Origin of the sequence: Spirillospora sp. NPDC047279 (assembly GCF_040643285.1) — a bacterium.
Taxonomy (GTDB): Bacteria; Actinomycetota; Actinomycetes; order Streptosporangiales; family Streptosporangiaceae; genus Spirillospora.
In genome coordinates this window covers 149,355-167,477 of sequence record NZ_JBEYUA010000012.1, presented here as the reverse complement: position 1 = coordinate 167,477, position 18,123 = coordinate 149,355, and the positions used below count along the sequence as shown (strand labels likewise).

19 protein-coding genes are annotated in these 18,123 nt (G+C 72.6%); 6 read left to right on the top strand and 13 right to left on the bottom strand.

The window, feature by feature from the left end; genetic code table 11:
- Positions 1-214: 214 nt before the first annotated feature.
- Both ABZ810_RS29345 and ABZ810_RS29340 read right to left on the bottom strand, forming a co-directional pair.
- Positions 215-1,201 carry a carbohydrate kinase family protein gene (locus ABZ810_RS29345; protein WP_358408827.1) on the bottom strand — a complete coding sequence of 329 codons (987 nt, stop codon included), beginning with the start codon at positions 1,199-1,201 and terminating at the stop codon, positions 215-217.
- A 271-nt stretch (positions 1,202-1,472) separates the two neighbouring features.
- Entirely contained in the window at positions 1,473-1,838 is a 366-nt protein-coding gene (locus tag ABZ810_RS29340; protein WP_358408825.1) for an iron-sulfur cluster assembly accessory protein, read from the bottom strand.
- Between the two features lie 292 nt (positions 1,839-2,130).
- Here ABZ810_RS29340 and nadA point away from each other — a divergent pair, with 292 nt between their 5' ends.
- Positions 2,131-3,285: a quinolinate synthase NadA gene (gene nadA, locus ABZ810_RS29335; protein WP_358408823.1), complete on the top strand. Its 1,155-nt coding sequence runs from the start codon at positions 2,131-2,133 to the stop codon at positions 3,283-3,285.
- A gap of 141 nt (positions 3,286-3,426) precedes the next feature.
- Here nadA and ABZ810_RS29330 read toward each other — a convergent pair whose 3' ends face one another.
- The 7 genes from ABZ810_RS29330 to ABZ810_RS29300 all read right to left on the bottom strand — a co-directional run bounded on the left by ABZ810_RS29330 (position 3,427) and on the right by ABZ810_RS29300 (position 8,571).
- The gene (locus ABZ810_RS29330) at positions 3,427-4,191 is read right to left on the bottom strand and encodes a maleylpyruvate isomerase family mycothiol-dependent enzyme (protein WP_358408820.1); all 765 of its coding nucleotides are present in this window, start codon (positions 4,189-4,191) and stop codon (positions 3,427-3,429) included.
- A gap of 42 nt (positions 4,192-4,233) precedes the next feature.
- The gene (locus tag ABZ810_RS29325; RefSeq protein ID WP_358408818.1) at positions 4,234-4,812 is read right to left on the bottom strand and encodes a hypothetical protein; all 579 of its coding nucleotides are present in this window, start codon (positions 4,810-4,812) and stop codon (positions 4,234-4,236) included.
- Between the two features lie 4 nt (positions 4,813-4,816).
- Entirely contained in the window at positions 4,817-5,725 is a 909-nt protein-coding gene (locus ABZ810_RS29320) for a M48 family metalloprotease (protein WP_358408815.1), read from the bottom strand.
- A gap of 84 nt (positions 5,726-5,809) precedes the next feature.
- Positions 5,810-6,379, bottom strand: coding sequence for a hypothetical protein (locus ABZ810_RS29315; RefSeq protein WP_358408814.1), 570 nt, complete (start codon positions 6,377-6,379; stop codon positions 5,810-5,812).
- 2 nt (positions 6,380-6,381) lie between these two features.
- Positions 6,382-7,299, bottom strand: a complete 918-nt coding sequence (htpX, locus tag ABZ810_RS29310) for a zinc metalloprotease HtpX (protein WP_358408811.1) — start codon at positions 7,297-7,299, stop codon at positions 6,382-6,384.
- 181 nt (positions 7,300-7,480) lie between these two features.
- The gene (locus tag ABZ810_RS29305) at positions 7,481-7,759 is read right to left on the bottom strand and encodes a hypothetical protein (RefSeq protein WP_358408808.1); all 279 of its coding nucleotides are present in this window, start codon (positions 7,757-7,759) and stop codon (positions 7,481-7,483) included.
- A complete protein-coding gene (locus ABZ810_RS29300; protein WP_358408806.1) occupies positions 7,756-8,571 on the bottom strand; it encodes a PspA/IM30 family protein in 816 nt (271 codons plus the stop codon). Before ABZ810_RS29300 ends, ABZ810_RS29305 begins: the two co-directional genes overlap by 4 nt.
- A gap of 107 nt (positions 8,572-8,678) precedes the next feature.
- On the opposite strand from ABZ810_RS29300, the gene ABZ810_RS29295 reads away from it, so the two are divergent.
- From ABZ810_RS29295 to ABZ810_RS29275, 5 genes are all read left to right on the top strand, one after another.
- Positions 8,679-9,275 (top strand): DUF3043 domain-containing protein, encoded by a 597-nt coding sequence (locus tag ABZ810_RS29295; protein WP_358408803.1) that lies wholly within the window; start codon positions 8,679-8,681, stop codon positions 9,273-9,275.
- Positions 9,276-9,309: 34 nt separating this feature from the next.
- A complete protein-coding gene (locus tag ABZ810_RS29290; protein WP_358408800.1) occupies positions 9,310-10,311 on the top strand; it encodes an aldo/keto reductase family protein in 1,002 nt (333 codons plus the stop codon).
- 168 nt (positions 10,312-10,479) lie between these two features.
- Entirely contained in the window at positions 10,480-10,677 is a 198-nt protein-coding gene (locus tag ABZ810_RS29285; protein ID WP_358408798.1) for a hypothetical protein, read from the top strand.
- Positions 10,678-10,730: 53 nt separating this feature from the next.
- Positions 10,731-11,687 carry a bifunctional adenosylcobinamide kinase/adenosylcobinamide-phosphate guanylyltransferase gene (locus ABZ810_RS29280; protein ID WP_358408795.1) on the top strand — a complete coding sequence of 319 codons (957 nt, stop codon included), beginning with the start codon at positions 10,731-10,733 and terminating at the stop codon, positions 11,685-11,687.
- Entirely contained in the window at positions 11,684-12,424 is a 741-nt protein-coding gene (locus tag ABZ810_RS29275; protein ID WP_358408792.1) for an adenosylcobinamide-GDP ribazoletransferase, read from the top strand. The genes ABZ810_RS29280 and ABZ810_RS29275 overlap by 4 nt, the downstream gene beginning before the upstream one ends.
- Here the strand turns inward: ABZ810_RS29275 and ABZ810_RS29270 are convergent.
- From ABZ810_RS29270 to ABZ810_RS29255, 4 genes are read right to left on the bottom strand one after another with little or no spacing between them, the layout of a single operon-like run.
- Positions 12,413-15,190 (bottom strand): fumarate reductase/succinate dehydrogenase flavoprotein subunit, encoded by a 2,778-nt coding sequence (locus ABZ810_RS29270; protein WP_358408790.1) that lies wholly within the window; start codon positions 15,188-15,190, stop codon positions 12,413-12,415. The genes ABZ810_RS29275 and ABZ810_RS29270 overlap by 12 nt on opposite strands.
- Positions 15,190-15,927, bottom strand: coding sequence for an ABC transporter ATP-binding protein (locus tag ABZ810_RS29265; protein WP_358408787.1), 738 nt, complete (start codon positions 15,925-15,927; stop codon positions 15,190-15,192). The genes ABZ810_RS29270 and ABZ810_RS29265 overlap by 1 nt, the downstream gene beginning before the upstream one ends.
- Positions 15,924-16,688, bottom strand: coding sequence for an ABC transporter permease (locus ABZ810_RS29260; protein WP_358408785.1), 765 nt, complete (start codon positions 16,686-16,688; stop codon positions 15,924-15,926). Before ABZ810_RS29260 ends, ABZ810_RS29265 begins: the two co-directional genes overlap by 4 nt.
- Positions 16,685-18,076: an ABC transporter substrate-binding protein gene (locus ABZ810_RS29255; RefSeq protein ID WP_358408782.1), complete on the bottom strand. Its 1,392-nt coding sequence runs from the start codon at positions 18,074-18,076 to the stop codon at positions 16,685-16,687. Before ABZ810_RS29255 ends, ABZ810_RS29260 begins: the two co-directional genes overlap by 4 nt.
- Positions 18,077-18,123 lie beyond the last annotated feature (47 nt).

Sequence of the window (18,123 nt, the reverse complement as noted above, 5' to 3'; positions counted from 1 at the left end):
CCGGTGGCACGGCCCCGGCCCCCGAGCCGCCGGGCTCGGGGCCGGGGCCGTGCCACGTCGAGCGCGCTGACGGGTCGTGAAGCCGGCCGGAGGCGAAGCTCCACGAGAGATCGCGAAGCGATGTCGCGCTCGCGGGCTTCGCGGTTCGGTGGCCGCGCCCCCAGGCGCGGCCACCGAGGCCGCGAAGCCAACGAACGCAGCGCGGCTTTCGAAATCAGGCGTTGGGGGCCTTGAGGTGGGGCTTGATCTCAGCGGCGGCCTCGTCGCCGTAGGCCTCGGTGAAGCGGGCCAGGAAACGGGAGCCGGACAGGTGGTACTCCTGCGGCCCGGCGACCTCGAGGACGTGCGCGGCGATGAGGTTGCCGACCTGGGCCGCGCGCTCCAGGGACAGGCCCCAGGCGATCGCGGTCAGGAACCCGGCGCGGAACGCGTCGCCGCCGCCGGTCGGGTCGACCACCTTGTCGACCGGGGCGGCGGGCACGTGCAGGCCCTCCTCGCCCTTGCGGTCGATGATGACGCCCTTGGCGCCGAGCGTGGTGAGGCGGACGCCGGTGCGGTCGAGGATCTCGTCGCCGGTCCAGCCGGTCTTCTCCTCGGTCAGCGCCTTCTCGTACTCGTTGGTGAACAGGTACGCGGCGCCGTCGATGAGCTGCCGGATCTCGTCGCCGTTCATCCGGGCGAGCTGCTGGGACGGGTCGGCGGCGAACGGGATGCCCCGGGTGCGGCACTCGTCGGTGTGCCGGAGCATGGCCTCGGGGTCGTTCGGGCTGATGAGCACGAGGTCGAGCCCGCCGACCCGGTCGGCGACCGGCTGGAGCTCGATGGACCGGGCCTCGCTCATCGCGCCGGCGTAGAACGTGGCGATCTGGTTCTGGTCCTGGTCGGTGGTGCACAGGAACCGGGCGGTGTGGTGCAGCTCGGAGACGTGCACCGAGGCGGTGTCGACGCGGTGCCGCTCCAGCCAGGAACGGTAGTCGGCGAAGTCGTCGCCGACCGCGCCGACCAGGATCGACTCCTTGCCCAGGCAGCCCATGGCGAAGCAGATGTTGGGGGCGACGCCGCCCCGCCGGATGTCGAGCTGGTCCACCAGGAACGACAGCGAGACCGTGTCGAGCTGGTCGGGGCGCAGGCTGTCGGTGAACCTGCCCGGGAAGGTCATCAGGTGGTCGGTCGCGATGGAGCCAGTCACGGCGATGCGCACGGCGGGTCGCTCTCCTCGTGGTGTCGTCCGGCTATTCGTCCGGCTTCTCTACAACCCAGCTGGGAACGCTGGCCAGCGTCGGCGGCGTGCCGACAAAGGGCACAGCCTACTTGCCCTCCCTGCCATCGCAGCACATGTCCCAGCCACTGGACAGCCCCTGTCCTCCCGCGGCCGCGGGCATACGGAAGCGGCCCGGACGATGATGCTCGTCCGGGCCGCTCGAATCACGCTCGTGCGCGGCTCGGCCGCGGGGGCGCGGCCGGTCTCGTCCCTAGTTGAACGAGTCGCCGCAGGCGCAGGAGCCCGACGCGTTCGGGTTGTCGATCGTGAAGCCCTGCTTCTCGATCGAGTCCACGAAGTCGATCGTGGCGCCCGTGAGGTACGGGGCGCTCATCCGGTCGACCCGCACCGACAGGCCGTCGAAGTCCTGGACCTGGTCGCCGTCCATCTCACGTTCGTCGAAGAAGAGCTGGTAGATCAGGCCCGAGCAGCCACCCGGCTGCACGGCGACACGCAGCGCAAGGTCGTCGCGGCCCTCCTGCTCGAGCAGGCCCTTGGCCTTCTCGGCGGCGGCGTCGGTGATGACGACGCCCTGCTGCGTGGTCTCCTGCGTGCTCGTCTCGCCTGAAACCGTCATGTGTTCAGCTCCCGGGTGTCGCTACGCCGCGCTTCCACGGCGATCATGTCGCATGTCGCATGTCCATGCCTTGCCGACGAGGACGTTTCCGGCCTCTTCCACAGGACAACGTACCTCGGCTTCTCTCCATTCCGCTTATTCCCAGTGTTTCACCCGGGAGCCCGATCACGCGCCCCGGGACTGCGTTCTCCGTCACACCGGCGACCCCCGAAGGGCCACTTGTCCGCTATGTGTGCGATTATTAGTCGTCAAAGCGACGATAAGCCCCCCATCTCGGGGAGGGAGAACGCCAGTGACCACCCCAGTGCGCGATCTACCACTGCTCTTCCTCGGCGCCGGCGCCGACCCCGCCAGCGAACGCGGCGTGGACTGTCCGGGCGACCTTCCGGCCGCCTCCGACCCCGCCCTGGTGGAACGGGCGCGGGCCGCCAAGGCCGCGCTCGGCGACCAGGTGTTCGTCCTGGGCCACCACTACCAGCGTGACGAGGTCATCCAGTTCGCCGACGTCACGGGCGACTCGTTCAAGCTGGCCCAGCAGGCCGCGGCCCGGCCGGACGCGCCGTACGTCGTGTTCTGCGGCGTGCACTTCATGGCCGAGTCGGCCGACATCCTCACCGCCCCGCACCAGCAGGTCGTGCTGCCCGACCTGGCGGCCGGCTGCTCGATGGCCGACATGGCCACGTTCGACCAGGTCGAGGAGTGCTGGGACGCCCTGGAGGACGCCGGGATCGCCGACGATGTGGTCCCCGTCACGTACATGAACTCCTCGGCCGACATCAAGGCGTTCGTCGGCCGCCACGGCGGGGTCGTCTGCACCTCGTCCAACGCCAGGCGCGCGCTGGACTGGGCCTACTCCAGGGGCTCGAAGGTGCTGTTCCTGCCCGACCAGCACCTGGGGCGCAACACCGGCGTCCTGGAGATGGGCTTCTCGCTGGACGACTGCGTCGTCTACAACCCGCACCGGCGCGACGGCGGGCTCTCCCGGCAGCAGATGCGGGACGCCAGGATGTTGCTCTGGCGCGGCCACTGCTCGGTGCACGGCCGCTTCAGCAAGCAGTCGGTGGACGACGTGCGGGCCCGCGTTCCCGGCGTGAACGTGCTGGTCCACCCCGAGTGCCGGCACGAGGTCGTGCTGGACGCCGACCAGGTCGGCTCGACGGAGTACATCATCCGGACCGTCGAGGCCGCCCCGGCCGGGTCGGCCTGGGCCATCGGCACCGAGCTCAACCTGGTCAAGCGGCTGGCGAACGCGCACCCCGACAAGAACATCATGTTCCTGGACAAGGCGGTCTGCTTCTGCTCGACCATGAACCGGATCGACCTGCCGCACCTGGTCTGGTCGCTGGAGTCCCTGGCCCGCGGCGAGGTCGTCAACCGGATCCAGGTCGACGAGGAGACCGCACACTACGCCCGGGTCGCCCTCGACCAGATGCTGGCCCTTCCCTAAAGGGCCTCCCCGGCCCCCGCACGGGCGGGCTGCGGGCGGCCGGGGGCGGCCCGCAGCCCATCCGGATCTCAGTTCACCCGGTGCCGGTTCACCCGGTGCCGGTTCACCCGGCTCGATTCACCCGGCTCGATTCGCCGGGCCTCAGATGGCGGTGTGCTCGACCCAGCGGATGAGCAGCGCCTCGTCACCGAAGATCAGAAGCCGGGGATCGTCCATCTTCCGGCGGCCCCAGAGGAACAGGAAGAGGTCGGCCGCGGCGGCCCGCACCGTGACGTCGGCCGGCTCGTCCCCCGGCGCCTCGGCGAACCCCTCGGGCGTCAGCCGGAACGCCCAGCGCCCGCCGGTGTCGGTGGCGCGGAACGAGAGCGTCTCTCCGTCGCCGGACAGCTCCCGCATCTTGGGCGTGAAGGCCGCCGCGTACGGCAGGTTGCCGCGCAGCTCGTCGATGCCGTCGGCGGCGACGTCCGGCTCGATGATCGGCCCGCGCCCGGTGGCGAAGTCGGCGTCGCTGCGGTGCACGAGCGTCTCGTGCACCATGCGCCGCGACCAGAAGCGCACCCGCTGGTCGGCACCCCACGTCCAGACGGTGGCGTCGGGGTCGGCCTCCCGCAGCACCCGCAGCAGCTCGGCGGCGCCCTCGGTGAACCACGGCAGGTGAGCGGCGGGCTCGTCGGGGAACTTCACGCCCAGGTCGCGCAGGCCGAGCCGCTTGGCGGACCTGGCCGCCACGTTGCCGCTCGCCCACCGGTGCACGCCGCCCATGTGCCTGATCAGCGCGGACACGTCCCAGCCGGGGCAGGTCGGCACCGGCGCGCCGAGGTCGGCGTCCTGGACGGCGTCCGTGAACCGCCCGATCTCCCGTTCGACCGCGTCGCAGTAGCGCTCGTGACTCCAGGGCGTGCTCACCCATCGAGCCAATCACACGCCCCGATCATCGGCCAAGGGCCGTCAGAGGGCCGGGGCGTCCCAGATCGGGAACCACCGGGCGCGGTCGGGCTCGACCGGCAGCTCGTCCCCGATCGCCGCGCCGGCCCGCGTCTCCAGCGCCTCGTCGCGCCCGCCGCCGACGGCCGGGGCGAACGGGTGGAACAGGCCTCCGACATGTGTGTAGACCAGCGCCAGCCGGTGCCCGTCCGGGCGGGCGAAGCCGACGAGCGAGCACACCAGGTACGGGCCGAAGCCCGCGGCCTCCAGCGCGGCGTGGACCGTGTGCAGGTCGGTCACCACACGTTCGGCCTCGCCCGGCGGCTGCCGGGTGCGCGCCCAGCGGAACCCGTGGTCGTCGGTGTCGAACGCGGCCTCGGCGTCGGGCTCGGTCGCGATCAGGTCCGGCAGCTCCCGCTGGACGCGGGCGAACGCGCCGAACGCCCCGCCGTCGACCGCGCGGTAGCAGACCGAGCCCAGGCCGGACGGGGCGAAGCCGGTCGCCGCCTCCAGGACGGCCGCCGCCGGCACGACGCCGAAGATGCGGTCGAGGTCGGGACCGGCGGCGCCGGAGCGGCCCAGGACGACGTCTCCGAAGGACATGCCGTCACCGCCGTCCGCTCGCGAGCCGCCGGGAGACCTCGGTGAGCCGCGCCACCCGGACCGCCAGGGGCGGATGGGTGGACAGCAGGCCGACCAGGGCCTGGGCCCGGGGCCGGGCGGGCACGATGAGCAGCGCGTTCAGCGGCCGGAGTGCGCGCAGCTCGGCGGCGGGCACGTTCTCGATCTCCGCGCAGATCTTGGTGAGCCCCGACGACGACGCGGACGGGCGCCCGGTGAGCAGCGCGCCGGTGCGGTCGGCGCACAACTCGCGGTGCCGGGACAGCGCCAGGTCGAGCAGGCGGCTCACCGGCCAGAGCAGCAGGGCGACCGGCAGCATCGGGAGCAGGAGCACCCCGGCGAGCCGCGCGGGCCAGCGGCCCTCGTGGAACACGCCGGTCACCGCCCCGAAGGTCATCTCCACGCAGAACGCCGGGAATCCGGCGACGGCTCCCACGATGAGGTCGCGGTGGGCCAGGTGCGCCATCTCGTGGGCGAGCACGCCCTCGAGTTCGGCGACGTCGAGCCGATCGCGCAGGCCGGTGGTCACGCAGACGACCCGGCGGTCACGGGTGCAGCCGGCGGCGAAGGCGTTGGGCACGTCGGTGCCGGCGACCGCGACGCGCGGCTTGGGCAGCCCGGACGACATGCACAGCCGGTCGACCAGCGTGTGCAGCCGCGGCTCCTCGTCGGCCGTCACCTCGCGGGCGTCCATCGCCCACAGCGCGATCCGGTCGGCGTAGCGGAGGTGCCCGGCGAGGACGATCACGATCGCCGCCAGGGCGGCCGCTCCCCAGAGCGGCGAGACGAGGAAGAACGGTGTGACCAGGACGCCGGTCAGCACGGCGAGCAGCGCCATGGTCAGGATCATCCGCGAGGTCCGGCCTCGCTCGGGCGAATAGCGTGCGGGCACCATCGAACCCCCTGCTGCCACCAGGTGTCAGTCGACGGTAAGACGCACGCGGACGGCATTGAGTGCCGCGTGACACGAACCCGGCCGTCAGAGGCCGGGCGCGCCCCAGACGGGGAACCAGCGGGACAGGTCGTCCTCGAACGGCAGGTCGGCGCCGACCGCGCCCTTCACCTGGAGCTCCAGCGCGTTGTCGCGCTTGTCTCCGGGGAGGGGCGCGAACGGGTAGAACGTGCCGCGCTTGTAGAGGTAGACCAGCGCCAGCCGCTGCCCGTCAGGGCCGGTGAAGCCCACCAGCGAGCACAGCAGGTGCGGGCCGAAGCCGTTGGCCTCCAGCGTCGCGTTGACCGCGTGCAGGTCGGTGACCAGCGCGGGCAGGTCGTCGGCGGGCTGGCGGGCGAGCAACCAGGTGTAGCCGTAGGAGTCGGTGCTCAGCTCGACCTTCGGGCCGTCGCCGGCGTCGAGGAGCTCCTGGACGTCCTTCTGCATGCGGGCGAACGCGCCGCCCTCGACGGCCCGGAAGCAGACCGAGCCGAGGCCGGTCGGCGTGAAGCCGGTCGCCGCCTCGAGCGTCAGCGCCGCCGTGGACAGCGCGAACAGCCGGTCGAGGTCGGGCTTGACCGGCTTGGACCGGCCCAGGAGGGTGTCCAGGAACCCCACGGTCAGACTCCCCTGCTCATCTGGTCGGAGATCTTCGACAGCTGGGCGAGCCGCTTGTCCAGCGGCGGGTGCGTGGCGAACAGCGAGGAGACGCTGAAGCCCTTGGTGAAGGCCGGCGCGAAGAAGAACGCGTTGAACGGCTCGGCCGCGCGCAGGTCCTTGGTGGGGATACGGGCGATCTCCCCCGACACCTTGGTCAGCGCGCTGGCCAGCGACGACGGGCGGCCGGTGAGCAGCGCCGCGGAGCGGTCGGCCGACAGCTCCCGGTAGCGGGACAACGCGCGGGTCAGCATGAAGCTGATGCCGTACGCGACCGCGCTGACCGCGACCACGGCCAGCAGGATCAGGCCGGTGTTCTGGTCGCCGTCGCGGCGGCCGAAGCCGCCCCACAGGCCCCACTCCAGCCCGAAGCGGGTGATGAGGCCGGCGCAGACACCCAGGAACGAGGCGATCGTCATGACCGCGACGTCCTTGTGGGCGATGTGCGCCATCTCGTGCGCCAGCACGCCCTCCAGCTCCACCGGGTCGAGCCGGCGCAGCAGCCCCGTCGTGACGCAGACGACCGCCTTCTTCTGGTTGCGGCCGGTCGCGAACGCGTTCGGCACGTCGGTGTCGGCGATCGCCACCTTCGGCTTGGGCGCGTCCGACATCGCGACGATGCGGTCGATCACCCCGTGCAGCTCGGGTGCCTCCTCCGGCGTGACCTCCTTGCCGTGCATGGCGAAGAGGGTCAGCCTGTCGGAGAAGAAGTACTGGACCAGCAGGAACAGGGTGGCGCCGGCCAGCGCGAAGACACCCCACTTGGGCGCGATCACGAAGAACGCCGACACGAAGACGACGTAGACCAGGCCCAGCAGGAACATCGTCACGAGCATCCGTGACGTCAGCCCCCGATCCGAGGCATAACGCGTACGCGCCATATTCACCCCCCCTGTGGGGGATCACCCCCACCTACCCGGCGAAAAGCGGCCATGGGCACTCGCAGGTCCCATGCCGCCCCCGATCGCCGGCACAACCGTTCGCCTCGTACAACGCACAGAGGTGTCCGTTTGTGCCCCCGAGTCCGGATCCCCATACGGGTAGGGGGTGTCGGGCCTGCGGCTAGTCCGGGATCAGGCCCTCGTCCCCGAGCATCGACCGGACCTCGTCCATCGACGCGTCAGCCGGCGGCAGGATCAGCTCGGACGGCTCCAGGCTGTCCGCGGCGAGCGGCGTCCCCACGACGCGCGCCTGGTCGAGCAGAGCGTGCAGAGCCCGCCGGAAGGCACCCTCGTCACCGGACTCGATCGCGTGCTCGACGGCGCTGTCGAGCTCGTTGAGCTTGGCGAGGTCGCCGTCGGCGATCTCACGCTGCCCCTCCCCCATGAGCCGGACGATCACTGGTTGCCTCCGGGCTGCTGCGGCCACTGCTGGGCCTGCGGAGCCTGCTGAGGGGTGTCCTGCTGCTGCGGCGCGGCATTGGGAGTGCCCTGGTTGAGCTCCTTGGGCGCGGGGCCCTGGCCGAGCTCGGCCTTGAGGCGCTCCAGCTCGAGGTCGACGCCCGGGCCCGAGCCCATGCGGTCGAGCTCGGCCTGGATGTCGTCCTTGGGACCGGAGAAGTCCTCGAGGGCGCCGGAGGCCAGCAGCTCGTCGATCGCGCCGGCGCGGGCCTTCATGGTCTCGGTCTTCTCCTCGGCGCGCTGGATCGCCAGGCCGACGTCGCCCATCTCCTCGGAGATGCCGCTGAAGGCCTCGTTGATCTTGGTCTGCGCCTCGGCGGCCGTGTAGGTGGCCTTGATCGTCTCCTTGCGGGTGCGGAAGGAGTCCACCTTGGCCTGCAGGCGCTGGGAGGCCAGCGTGAGCTTCTCCTCCTCACCCTGCAACTGCTGATATTGCACACGCAGGTCGTTCAGCTGGCCGTCGAGGCCCGAGCGCCGCGTCAGCGCCTCGCGGGCGAGGTCCTCACGGCCCACCTGCAGTGCCTTCTTGCCCTGGTCCGTCAATTTGCTCTGCTGCTGCTCCAGCTGGTTGATCTGCAGCTCGAGACGCTTGCGCGAAGTCGCGACGTCGGCGACGCCCCGACGAACCTTCTGCAGCATCTCCAGCTGACGCTGGTAGGAGTAGTCGAGGGTCTCACGAGGATCTTCCATGCGGTCCAGGGCCCTGTTCGCCTTGGACTTGAAGATCATCGACATTCGCTTCATCACGCTCATCGCGCTGGCGCCGGTCCCTTCGTGTGCTGTGCTCAGTCACAAACTGGGCTCAATAACCACTGCTGGGGTTCATATCACCCTACGCGTTAACGCGCGAGGCAGCCACGATGTTCGCAGCCGGTAGGCTGATCTCTGTGTTCCGACGTCGTACCCAGGAAGCCCCCGAAGATCCTCCTCAGGTAGTAAAGCCGGGAGGCAAGGGGCGCCCCACGCCCAAGCGCGCGGATGCCCAGAAGGCACGCCGCCAGCCCATCACGGCCCCCTCCAATCGCAAGGAGGCCTACAAGCGCGTCCGCGAAAAGCAGGCGGAGCAGCGCGTGAAGGCCCGCGAGGGCATGTCCAAGGGCGACGAGAAGTACCTTCTCAAGCGCGACAAGGGCCCGGTGAGACGGCTGGCCCGCGACTACGTCGACAGCCGCCGCACGATCGGCTCGTACCTCATGTACGGGATGTTCGCGATCGTCGCGCTGAGCCTGCTGCCCATCGCGGCGGCCAAGCTGCTGGTGCTGTTCGCTCCCCCGCTGCTGCTGGCCGCGGTGTTCGTCGAGGGCCTCTGGATCTCCAGCCGGATCAAGAAGCTGTCGGCCGAGCGTTTCCCGGACGCGGAGACCAAGGGCGTCGGCCTGTACGCGGCCATGCGCGCCATGCAGATCCGCCGGCTCCGGATGCCCGCCCCTCAGGTCAAGCCCGGCCAAGAGGTCTGATCCCTCCCGATCTCGCGCCGCTAGGGTCGGAAGCATGGAGTTCCGACGACTGGGCCGCAGCGGCCTGCAGATCAGTGAGATCGCCTACGGCAACTGGCTCACCCATGGTTCCCAGGTGGAGGAGGACGCGGCGGTCGCCTGCGTCCAGGCCGCCCTCGACGAGGGGATCACGACCTTCGACACCGCCGACGTCTACGCCGGCACCCGGGCGGAGGACGTCCTCGGCCGCGCGCTGAAGGGGCAGCGGCGCGAGGGCCTGGAGATCTTCACCAAGGTCTACTGGCCGACCGGCCCCGGGCGGAACGACCGCGGGCTGTCGCGCAAGCACGTCTTCGAGTCGATCCACGGCTCGCTGCGCCGCCTCCAGACCGACTACGTCGACCTCTACCAGGCGCACCGGTTCGACCACGAGACGCCGCTCGAGGAGACCCTCCGCACGTTCGAGGACCTGGTCCGGCAGGGCAAGGTGCTCTACGTCGGCGTCTCGGAGTGGCGGGCCGAGGAGATCGCCCGCGCGCTGGAGATCGCCGACCAGATGGGCTTCGACCGCATCGTGTCGAGCCAGCCGCAGTACTCGATGTTGTGGCGGGTCATCGAGAGCGAGGTGATCCCGCTCTGCGAGAAGGAGGGGATCGGCCAGATCGTCTGGTCGCCGATCGCGCAGGGCGTCCTGTCGGGCAAGTACAAGCCGGGACGGCCGCTGCCCGCGGGCACCCGCGCGACCGACGAGAAGGGCGGCGCCGACATGATCAAGCGCTACCTGAACGACGACGTGCTGACCCGCGTGCAGAACCTGGAGCCGGTCGCCGCCGACCTCGGGCTCTCCATGGCGCAGCTGGCGATCGCCTGGGTGCTGCAGAACCCGAACGTGTCGGCCGCCATCGTCGGCGCCTCCCGGCCCGAGCAGGTCCGTGACAACGTCAAGGCCGCCGGGGTGAAGCTGGACGCCGACGTGCTCGCGCGCATCGACGACGTCCTCGGCCCGATCGTGGAGCGCGACCCGGCCCGCACGGTCAGCCCGCAGCGGCGCCCGTGAGCGGGGTCCCGGGGGCGGGGCCGCACCGGCGCCCGGCCCCGGGACCGCGACGGCCCGGCCCCCGTGCGGGCCGCGCGGGCCGGCCGGCCGGCGATCCGCCCGTGAGGCGCCGCTGCGGCGGGCCGGTCGAACGGCTACTCTCGCCGGAACGAGGGAGGACATACCGCTATGGCCTGGAGCTGGCGTTTGGAAAAAGCCGACGGTGACGCGGTCGGCATGTCGGAGGAGAGCTTCTCCACGCAGGCCGACGCGGAGACCTGGCTGGGCGAGAACTGGCGTGCCCTGCGCACCGACGGGGTCGATCAGGTCGTGCTGCTCGACGACGACACCGCCGGATACACGATGAGCCTGCACGACCCGGCCTGACCTCCCCCGACACCCCACCTTTATGATCATCGACCCATGAGCGACGGCGTTCGGTGAACATCGACCTCGGGGGCGCCGCCGGTCCGGACGGCTGGCCGCGGCCCGGTTGCCGTTGTGCCTCCTGCGCCCGCCTCCGCACCGCCGGGATCGGCCACGAGCCCGCCCGGATCCTGATCGACGGCGTGCCGCCGGCCGAACACGCCCATCAGGAAGTGCCCGGCGGGTTCGACGTGCGCCCGTCCCCGGGACGGCGCGTCCTGGTGGCGCGCGGGCCCGGCGCACGGCCGGAAGCGGTCGCCGGAGTCGTGTACGACGCCGTTCTGCTCGACCTGGTCGGCTGTCCCGACCATCTCGGCCTGCTGCGGCGCACCGGCGCGGTGGGCGCCGCCACCGAGGTCCTCAACGTGTACGCCGACCACCGCGTCCCCTCCCCCGCCGAGCTGGAGCGGCGGCTCGGCTTCTGGCTGCCGCCGCGGCGGGGCCCGCACCGCACGCTGCTGCTCGGCGGCGCGCGGTCCGGCAAGTCGGCCGAGGCGGAGCTGCGGCTGATGGGAGATCCGGACGTGACGTACGTGGCGACCGGCCCGGCGCGCGGCGACGACCCCGAGTGGAACGCCCGGGTCGACGCCCACCGGCGGCGGCGCCCGCACTGGTGGGCGACCGCCGAGACCACCGAGCTGGCCCGCGAGCTGACCTCGGGGGCCGGGGCCGGGTCGGGGGCGCTCCTGGTGGACGGCATCGGCACCTGGCTCACCGCCGCGATGGACGAGGCGGGCGCGTGGGAGGACCCGGCGCGGGTGGAGCCGCGCCTGGACGAGCTGATCGCGGCCTGGCGGAGCACTGCGGCCCGGGTCGTGGCGGTGACCGACGAGGTCGGCCTGTCCCTGGTGCCCACGACCCCGGCGGGCCGGGCGTTCCGCGACGTCCTCGGCCATCTCAACCAGCGGCTGGCCGCCGAGTCCGAGGAGGCCGCCCTGGTCATCGCCGGGCGCGTCACCGAGCTGTCGTGAACGGCCTGCGCCTGGCGGTCTCGCTGCTGACCCTGATCCCGGCCGGCTCGCCCCGGGTCGACCGGGCGACGGCTCGCCGCGCGATGGAGCTCGCCCCCATAGTGGGCCTGCCGGTCGGAGGGGCGGCCGCGCTCGTGCTGGTGGCCGGCGATCTCTCCGGCCTGAGCCCGCTGCTCGGTGCCGCGCTGGCGGTCGCGGCGATGGCCGCGATCACCCGTGCCCTCCATCTGGACGGCCTGGCCGACCTCGCCGACGGGCTGGGCAGCGGGCGGCCCGCCGCCGACGCCCTGGCCGTCATGAAGAAGTCCGACATCGGGCCCTTCGGCGTCGTCACGCTGCTCCTGACCCTGCTGGTCCAGGTCGCGGCGCTGGCCTCCGCCCCGTACGCCCCCGTCGCGGTCCTGGTCGCCGCGGTCGCCGGCCGCCTCGCCCTGCCGTGGGCGTGCCGTGAGCCGGTGCCCTCGGCGCGGCCGGGCGGGCTGGGCGCCCTGGTCGCGGGCACGGTGCCGACCCGGGCCGCGGCGGCCGTGACCGGCGCGGTCCTGCTCGCCGCCCTGGCCGCGGGCCTGGCGACCGGCCGCGCCCCGTTCACGGTGGGCGCCGTCCTGGCCGGCCTGGGCGCGGCGCTGCTGCTCCTGCGCCACGCCACCCGCCGCCTCGGCGGCATCACCGGCGACGTGATGGGCGCCCTGGTCGAGACGTCCACCACCACCGCCCTGATCGTCCTAGCCCTCTAGCCCGCCCCGCCCCCGCGCTTCCTGGTCTTGGAGGGCGCGGCGGGCGTAGGCGCGTACGTCGGCGTCGGTGTCCTCCTGGGCCGTACGGAGGGCCTCGGCTATCTCGGCGTTCCCGGGGCCCTCGGTGGCGCCGGCCCAGCCGCCGAGGGTGATGACGGCGGCCTTGCGCACGTCCAGGTGCGGGTCGGAGAGCGCCTTGATGAGCGGTCCGGCGGCGCTCGCCGGGTCGGCGGACGCCAGGCCGCGCGCCGCGCCGGTGCGGACCTGCCAGGCCGGGTCGGTCAGGGCGCCGATCGCCAGCTCGTCCAGGGGGCCGGAGCGGCCGCCGCCCGCGAGGGCCTCCAGCGCGGCCGCGCGGACGAGGTCGTCGGCGTCCTCGACCAGGGCGCCCGGCGGGGCGCCGAGGGTGCCCAGGCCGTGCGCGGCGGCGATCCGCACCTCGCGGTTGGCGTCGGCGCCGGCGCGGGCGACCCCGGCGGCGTCGTCCAGCGAGACCAGGCCGCGCACCGCCTGGAGCCGGACCCGGTGGTCGCCGTCGGCCAGCGCGCCGGTGAAGACCGCGGTGTCGCCGAGCCGCAGGGCGCGCAGCACGTCCAGCGTCACCGCGCGGACGACCGCGTCCCGGCTGCCGAGCGCGGGCAGCAGGACGTCGCGTACCTCGGGGGTGGCGGGCAGGACCTCGACCAGCTCGCGCAGGGCCGTCGCGGCGGCGTGCCGGACCGAGCCGTGGTCGTCGGCCAGGGCCCCGGCGAGCGCGCCCGCCACGCCCTCGGGCACGACCTCGGTGAGGGTGGCGACGGCCGCGCGCCGCACCTTGGGGTCGGCGTCGTCCAGGTAGGGCGTGAGCCGGTCGAGGGTCGGCTGGGTCTCGGCGAGTTCGAGCAGTTCGAGGATGCGGGGCGACCTGCCGACGGGACGGGCCCGCGCGGGCGCGGCGGCGGCCCGGCCGTGCCGGGCCACGGGGCCGCCGTCGTCGACGGTCAGGAGGACGGGCTCGGGGTCGCGTTCGGGCACGTCGATGCCCTCGACGTCCACCAGGTAGGGCGCGACCGGGCGCTTGAGGAACTCCATGGCGCCGTCCTCGCGGCGCCGCAGGTTGAGGTGGTAGAACCAGGCGGCGTCGTCGCGTTCGGGCAGGTCGGCCCGGTCGTGGTAGAGCCCCCACCTGCTCTCGGCGCGGGTGAGCGAGGAGCGGGCGGCCATCTCGGCGCAGTCGCGGATGAACGTGACCTCCGCGCACCGCATCAGCTCGTGCGGCGTGCGGGCGCCCATCCCGGCGATCTCCGACTCCATCCGGGTGAACGTCTCGACGGCGATGTCCAGCCGGGCCGCGGTCTTGGGCGGCGCGACGTAGTCGTTGACGAACCGGCGGAGCTTGAACTCGACCTGCGGCTGGGGCGGCCCGTCGGGGTGGCGCAGCGGCCGGTAGATCAGCTCGTGCGCGGCGGCGATCTGGTCCTCGTCGAGCGGGCTCCCGGCCGCGTGCCCGCCGGCGTGCGCGGTGGCGTGCGCGGTGGCGTGCGCGGTGGCGTGCGCGGTGGCGTGCGCGGCGGCGTGCTCCCCCGCCAGGTCGCCGAAGACGAACGCGCCGATCATGTAGTTGTGCGGCACGCAGGCCAGGTCGCCCGCCGCGTAGAGGCCGGGGACGGTCGTCCGGGCGTTCTCGTCGACCCACACGCCGGAGGCCGAGTGGCCGCCGCACAGGCCGATCTCGGAGATGTGCATCTCGACGTCGTGGGTGCGGTAGTCGTGGCCGCGCCCGGCGTGGAAGGTGCCGCGGGTCGGACGCTCGGTGGTGTGCAGGATGCCCTCCAGCGTCGTCAGCGTCTCGTCCGGCAGATGGCTGAGCTTGAGGTAGATCGGGCCGCGGGCGGAGTCGATCTCCCGCTTGACCTCGGACATCATCTGGCCGGACCAGTAGTCGCAGTCGACGAACCGGTCGCCCCGGGCGTTGACCTGGTAGCCGCCGAACGGGTTGGCGACGTAGGCGCAGGCCGGGCCGTTGTAGTCCTTGATCAGCGGGTTGATCTGGAAGCACTCGATCCCGCTCAGCTCGGCGCCCGCGTGGTAGGCCATCGCGTAGCCGTCGCCGGCGTTCGTCGGGTTCTCGTACGTGCCGTACAGGTAGCCGCTGGCGGGCAGTCCCAGCCGCCCGCAGGCGCCGGTGGCCAGGACGACCGCGCCCGCCGCGACCGTGACGAACTCCCCGCTGCGAGTGTCGAAGCCCACCGCGCCGGCGGCCCGGCCGTCGTGGGTGAGGACGCGGACGGGCATGACGCGGTTCTCGATCCGGACCCTCTCCCGGATGGAACGTCGCCGCAGCACCCGGTAGAGGACCTTCTTGACGTCCTTGCCCTCGGGCATCGGCAGCACGTACGACCCGGACCGGTGCACGCGGCGGACCGCGTACTCGCCGTGCTCGTCCTTCTCGAACTTCACGCCGTACCGTTCGAGCCGCTTCACCATGGCGAAGCCGCGCGTGGCGGTCTGGTGCACGGTGCGCTGGTTCACGATGCCGTCGTTGGCCCGGCTGATCTCGGCGACGTAGGCCTCGGGCGTGGCCTTGCCGGGGATGACCGCGTTGTTGACGCCGTCCATGCCCATGGCCAGGGCGCCCGAGTGCCGGACGTGCGCCTTCTCCAGCAGCAGCACCGAGGCGCCCTGCTCGGCGGCGGTGATGGCGGCCATCGTGCCGGCGGTGCCGCCGCCGATGACCAGCACGTCGCAGCTCAGCTCGCGGCGCTCGGTGACGGGTGGGATCTCCATCAGGCCGCTTCCTCCTTCAGGACGGCGACGCCGAGCTCGGCGAGGATCAGGTCACGCAGGCCGGGCCGCTCGTCGCGGCGGAAGGCGGCGGCGACCCCGTCCGGGCCGAGCACCACGATCCGGTCGCCGAGGAGCAGCGCCTCGTCCACGTCGTGGGTGACGAACACGACGGTGGCGGGCGCGTCCACCAGCACGTCGGCCAGGAGCCGCTGCATGGTGCCGCGCGTCTGGGCGTCGAGCGCCCCGAACGGCTCGTCCATGAGGATCGCGCGCGGCCCGGCGGCCAGGGTGCGGGCGAGCTGGACGCGCTGGCGCATGCCGCCGGACAGCTCGCGCGGGAGCCGCTCGGCCTTGCCGGTGAGGCCGACCCGCTCCAGCCACGCCAGCGCCTCGGCCCGGCGCTCGCGGCGCGGGACGCCGCGCAGCGCGAGGGCCAGCTCCACGTTCCGGCGGGCGCTGCGCCAGGGCAGCAGCGCGTCGTCCTGGAAGACCAGGGCACGGTCGCGCGACGGCCCGGTGACGGGCACGCCGCCGCCGGCGGTCACGCGTCCCGCCGCGACGGGCAGGAGCCCCGCGAACGCGCGCAGGAGCGTGGACTTGCCGCAGCCGGACGGCCCGACGACGACCAGTACCTCCCCCGCCGTCACGTCCAGGTCGAGCCCGGTGATGACGGGCGTGCCGCCGTAGGAGAGGGCGACGCCCTCGGCGTGCAGGGTCAGGGCGCTTCGTTCGCTCATCTCGTCTCCCTCGGCAGCCAGCGGGTGGCGCGGCGGCCGGCCAGCTCGACCGCTCCGGAGGTCAGCCAGCCGAGCAGCCCGATGGTGATCATCCCGACGAGCACGCCCGGGTAGTCGACGATCGTGTACGCCTGCCAGGTGCGGTAGCCGACGCCGAAGTCGCCGGAGATCATCTCGGCGGAGATCACGCAGATCCACGCGACGCCCATGCCGACCGACAGGCCGCCGAAGACCCCCGGCAGGACGCCCGGCAGGACGACGGTCGCCAGCACCCGCGCGCGGGTGCCGCCGAGCGTGCGCACCGCGTCCTCCCAGACCAGCGGGAGCGCCCGCACGGCGTGCCGGGTGCTCACCAGGATCGGGAAGAACGCGGCGACGAACGTGATGAAGACGATGCCCTGCTCGTTCGCCGGGAAGAGCAGGATCGCCACCGGCACCAGCGCGATCGCCGGGATGGGCCGGACGACCTCGAACAGCGGCTGCAGCACGTGGCCCGCCCAGGGCGACCGCGCCACGGCGATGCCGAGCGCGACGCCGAGGACCGCCGCGAGCGCGAACCCGGTGAGGATGCGGACCAGGCTCTGCGCGACGTCCTCGTAGAACTGGGCGTGCTGGACCTGCCGCCGCAGCTCGCGGGCCACGTCCAGCGGGCCGGGGAACCGGTCGAAGCGCATCCACAACCGCACGTCGGCGGCGGTCAGCACGTGCCACGCCAGCAGCGCGGCGGCGAGCGACGCCGGCCTGACCAGTTTCGCCGTCATGCGCGTTCCACCGCGTCCTGGTAGGTGACGATCGTGCTGCCAGGGTGCGCGGCCAGGTACGCGCGGGCGACCTCGTCGGTGGCGAACGCCTGGAACCGCTTCGCGCCGCCGGCCTTCGGGTCCTCGACCCAGACGTCCTTGTCGGCGAACCATCGTGTGCCGGTGGTGGCGTCGGCGACGTAGGCGGCCTTGATGTTCCTGCCCTGCTCCTGGGCCTCGCGCACGCCGCGCAGCAGGGCGACCGGGTCGCCGAACCGCCGGGTCGCCTGCTCCCCCGCGAACCAGATCTCACCGGCGCCCGAGACGGGGGTCTTGGCGACGTCGGCGTCGTAGGAGGAGCCGTACGCCCGCCTGATGTGGGAGTCGTCGATGAAGGGGCTGAGATCGAGCGGGGTCTGCAGCACGCCGATCGACTTCAGGAACGGCACGTCGTGGGCGAGCACGTCCTGGAGCCGCTTCTTGAGCGTCACGTCGAAGGTGGAGACGCCGCCCGCGCCGTTGTAGAGGTAGACGGCCTCGACGGGCAGCCCGGTGGTGGCGGCGACCGACTCCGACGACCTCACCGGGTTGTCGTTGAGGTAGCGGGTGGCGTCGATCTGCGCCTTCAGGAACTCCTGGAGGATCGCGGGCTTGTCGCCGGCGAACTTCTTCCGGACCACGACGCCGTGGAACGTGGGCACGTTCAGGTCGCCGCCGTCGTAGAGGAGGCGGGCCCGGTCCTGCGCTACGAGCACCCCCGGCCACGCCACGAACTGCGAGAGCCCGGCGGCCTTGCCCGACTCCAGCGCGGTGGCGCCCACGGACGGCTGCTGGTTCTCGACCTTGACGTCCTCGGCGCCGTCGAAGCCGTACTTCTTCGCGGCCTGCACGAAGGTGCCGTGCCCGGCCGAGCCGACGCTGGTGGAGACCGTCGTGCCCTTGAGGTCGCGCAGGGTCCTGGCCTTGGAGTCCTTGGCGACCACGACCCCGTTCAGGGCGCCCTTGAGGTTGTAGCCGGTGACCGAGACCAGCCGCGTCTCCGCGTCGCCGCCCTGGGCCTGGGCGCGCGAGCCGTTGATGAGCAGCGGGTAGTCGCCCATCGAACCGATGTCGATCTTGCCGGCGAGCATCTGGGCGGTGATGGGCGCACCGGTGTCGTAGTCCTGCCAGACGACCGAGTAGGTGGTGCCCTCGGACCTGCCGAGCGCGTTCAGCCGCTTCTCGAAGTAGCCGAGCGAGCGGAGCAGGGTCCCGGCCGTGACGGTGTTGATGGTCTTGGACTGGTAGCCGACGACGACCCGGACGGAGTCTCCTCCGCTGGAGGCGTTCCCGGCGACCGTGCACCCGGCCGCCAGGGGCCCGGCCAGGAGGGGAAGGCACGCGGCGGCCGCCGCGAGTGTGCGGTTCATGAGCGGTGGGTCCTTCTGCGAGGGTCTGCGGGCGAGGTCGGCGGAGA

Bases quoted from the DNA above. Each gene is read 5' to 3' on its own strand.
- ABZ810_RS29290 (WP_358408800.1), top strand. From the start codon at position 9,310: ATGGAGTTCCGACGACTGGGCCGCAGCGGCCTGCAGATCAGTGAGATC.
- ABZ810_RS29320 (WP_358408815.1), bottom strand. From the start codon at position 5,725: ATGGTGCCCGCACGCTATTCGCCCGAGCGAGGCCGGACCTCGCGGATG.
- ABZ810_RS29285 (WP_358408798.1), top strand. From the start codon at position 10,480: ATGGCCTGGAGCTGGCGTTTGGAAAAAGCCGACGGTGACGCGGTCGGC.
- ABZ810_RS29270 (WP_358408790.1), bottom strand. From the start codon at position 15,190: ATGGAGATCCCACCCGTCACCGAGCGCCGCGAGCTGAGCTGCGACGTG.
- ABZ810_RS29260 (WP_358408785.1), bottom strand. From the start codon at position 16,688: ATGACGGCGAAACTGGTCAGGCCGGCGTCGCTCGCCGCCGCGCTGCTG.
- htpX (WP_358408811.1), bottom strand. From the start codon at position 7,299: ATGGCGCGTACGCGTTATGCCTCGGATCGGGGGCTGACGTCACGGATG.
- ABZ810_RS29340 (WP_358408825.1), bottom strand. From the start codon at position 1,838: ATGACGGTTTCAGGCGAGACGAGCACGCAGGAGACCACGCAGCAGGGC.
- ABZ810_RS29265 (WP_358408787.1), bottom strand. From the start codon at position 15,927: ATGAGCGAACGAAGCGCCCTGACCCTGCACGCCGAGGGCGTCGCCCTC.
- ABZ810_RS29255 (WP_358408782.1), bottom strand. From the start codon at position 18,076: ATGAACCGCACACTCGCGGCGGCCGCCGCGTGCCTTCCCCTCCTGGCC.
- ABZ810_RS29300 (WP_358408806.1), bottom strand. From the start codon at position 8,571: ATGAGCGTGATGAAGCGAATGTCGATGATCTTCAAGTCCAAGGCGAAC.
- ABZ810_RS29295 (WP_358408803.1), top strand. From the start codon at position 8,679: ATGTTCGCAGCCGGTAGGCTGATCTCTGTGTTCCGACGTCGTACCCAG.
- ABZ810_RS29325 (WP_358408818.1), bottom strand. From the start codon at position 4,812: ATGTCCTTCGGAGACGTCGTCCTGGGCCGCTCCGGCGCCGCCGGTCCC.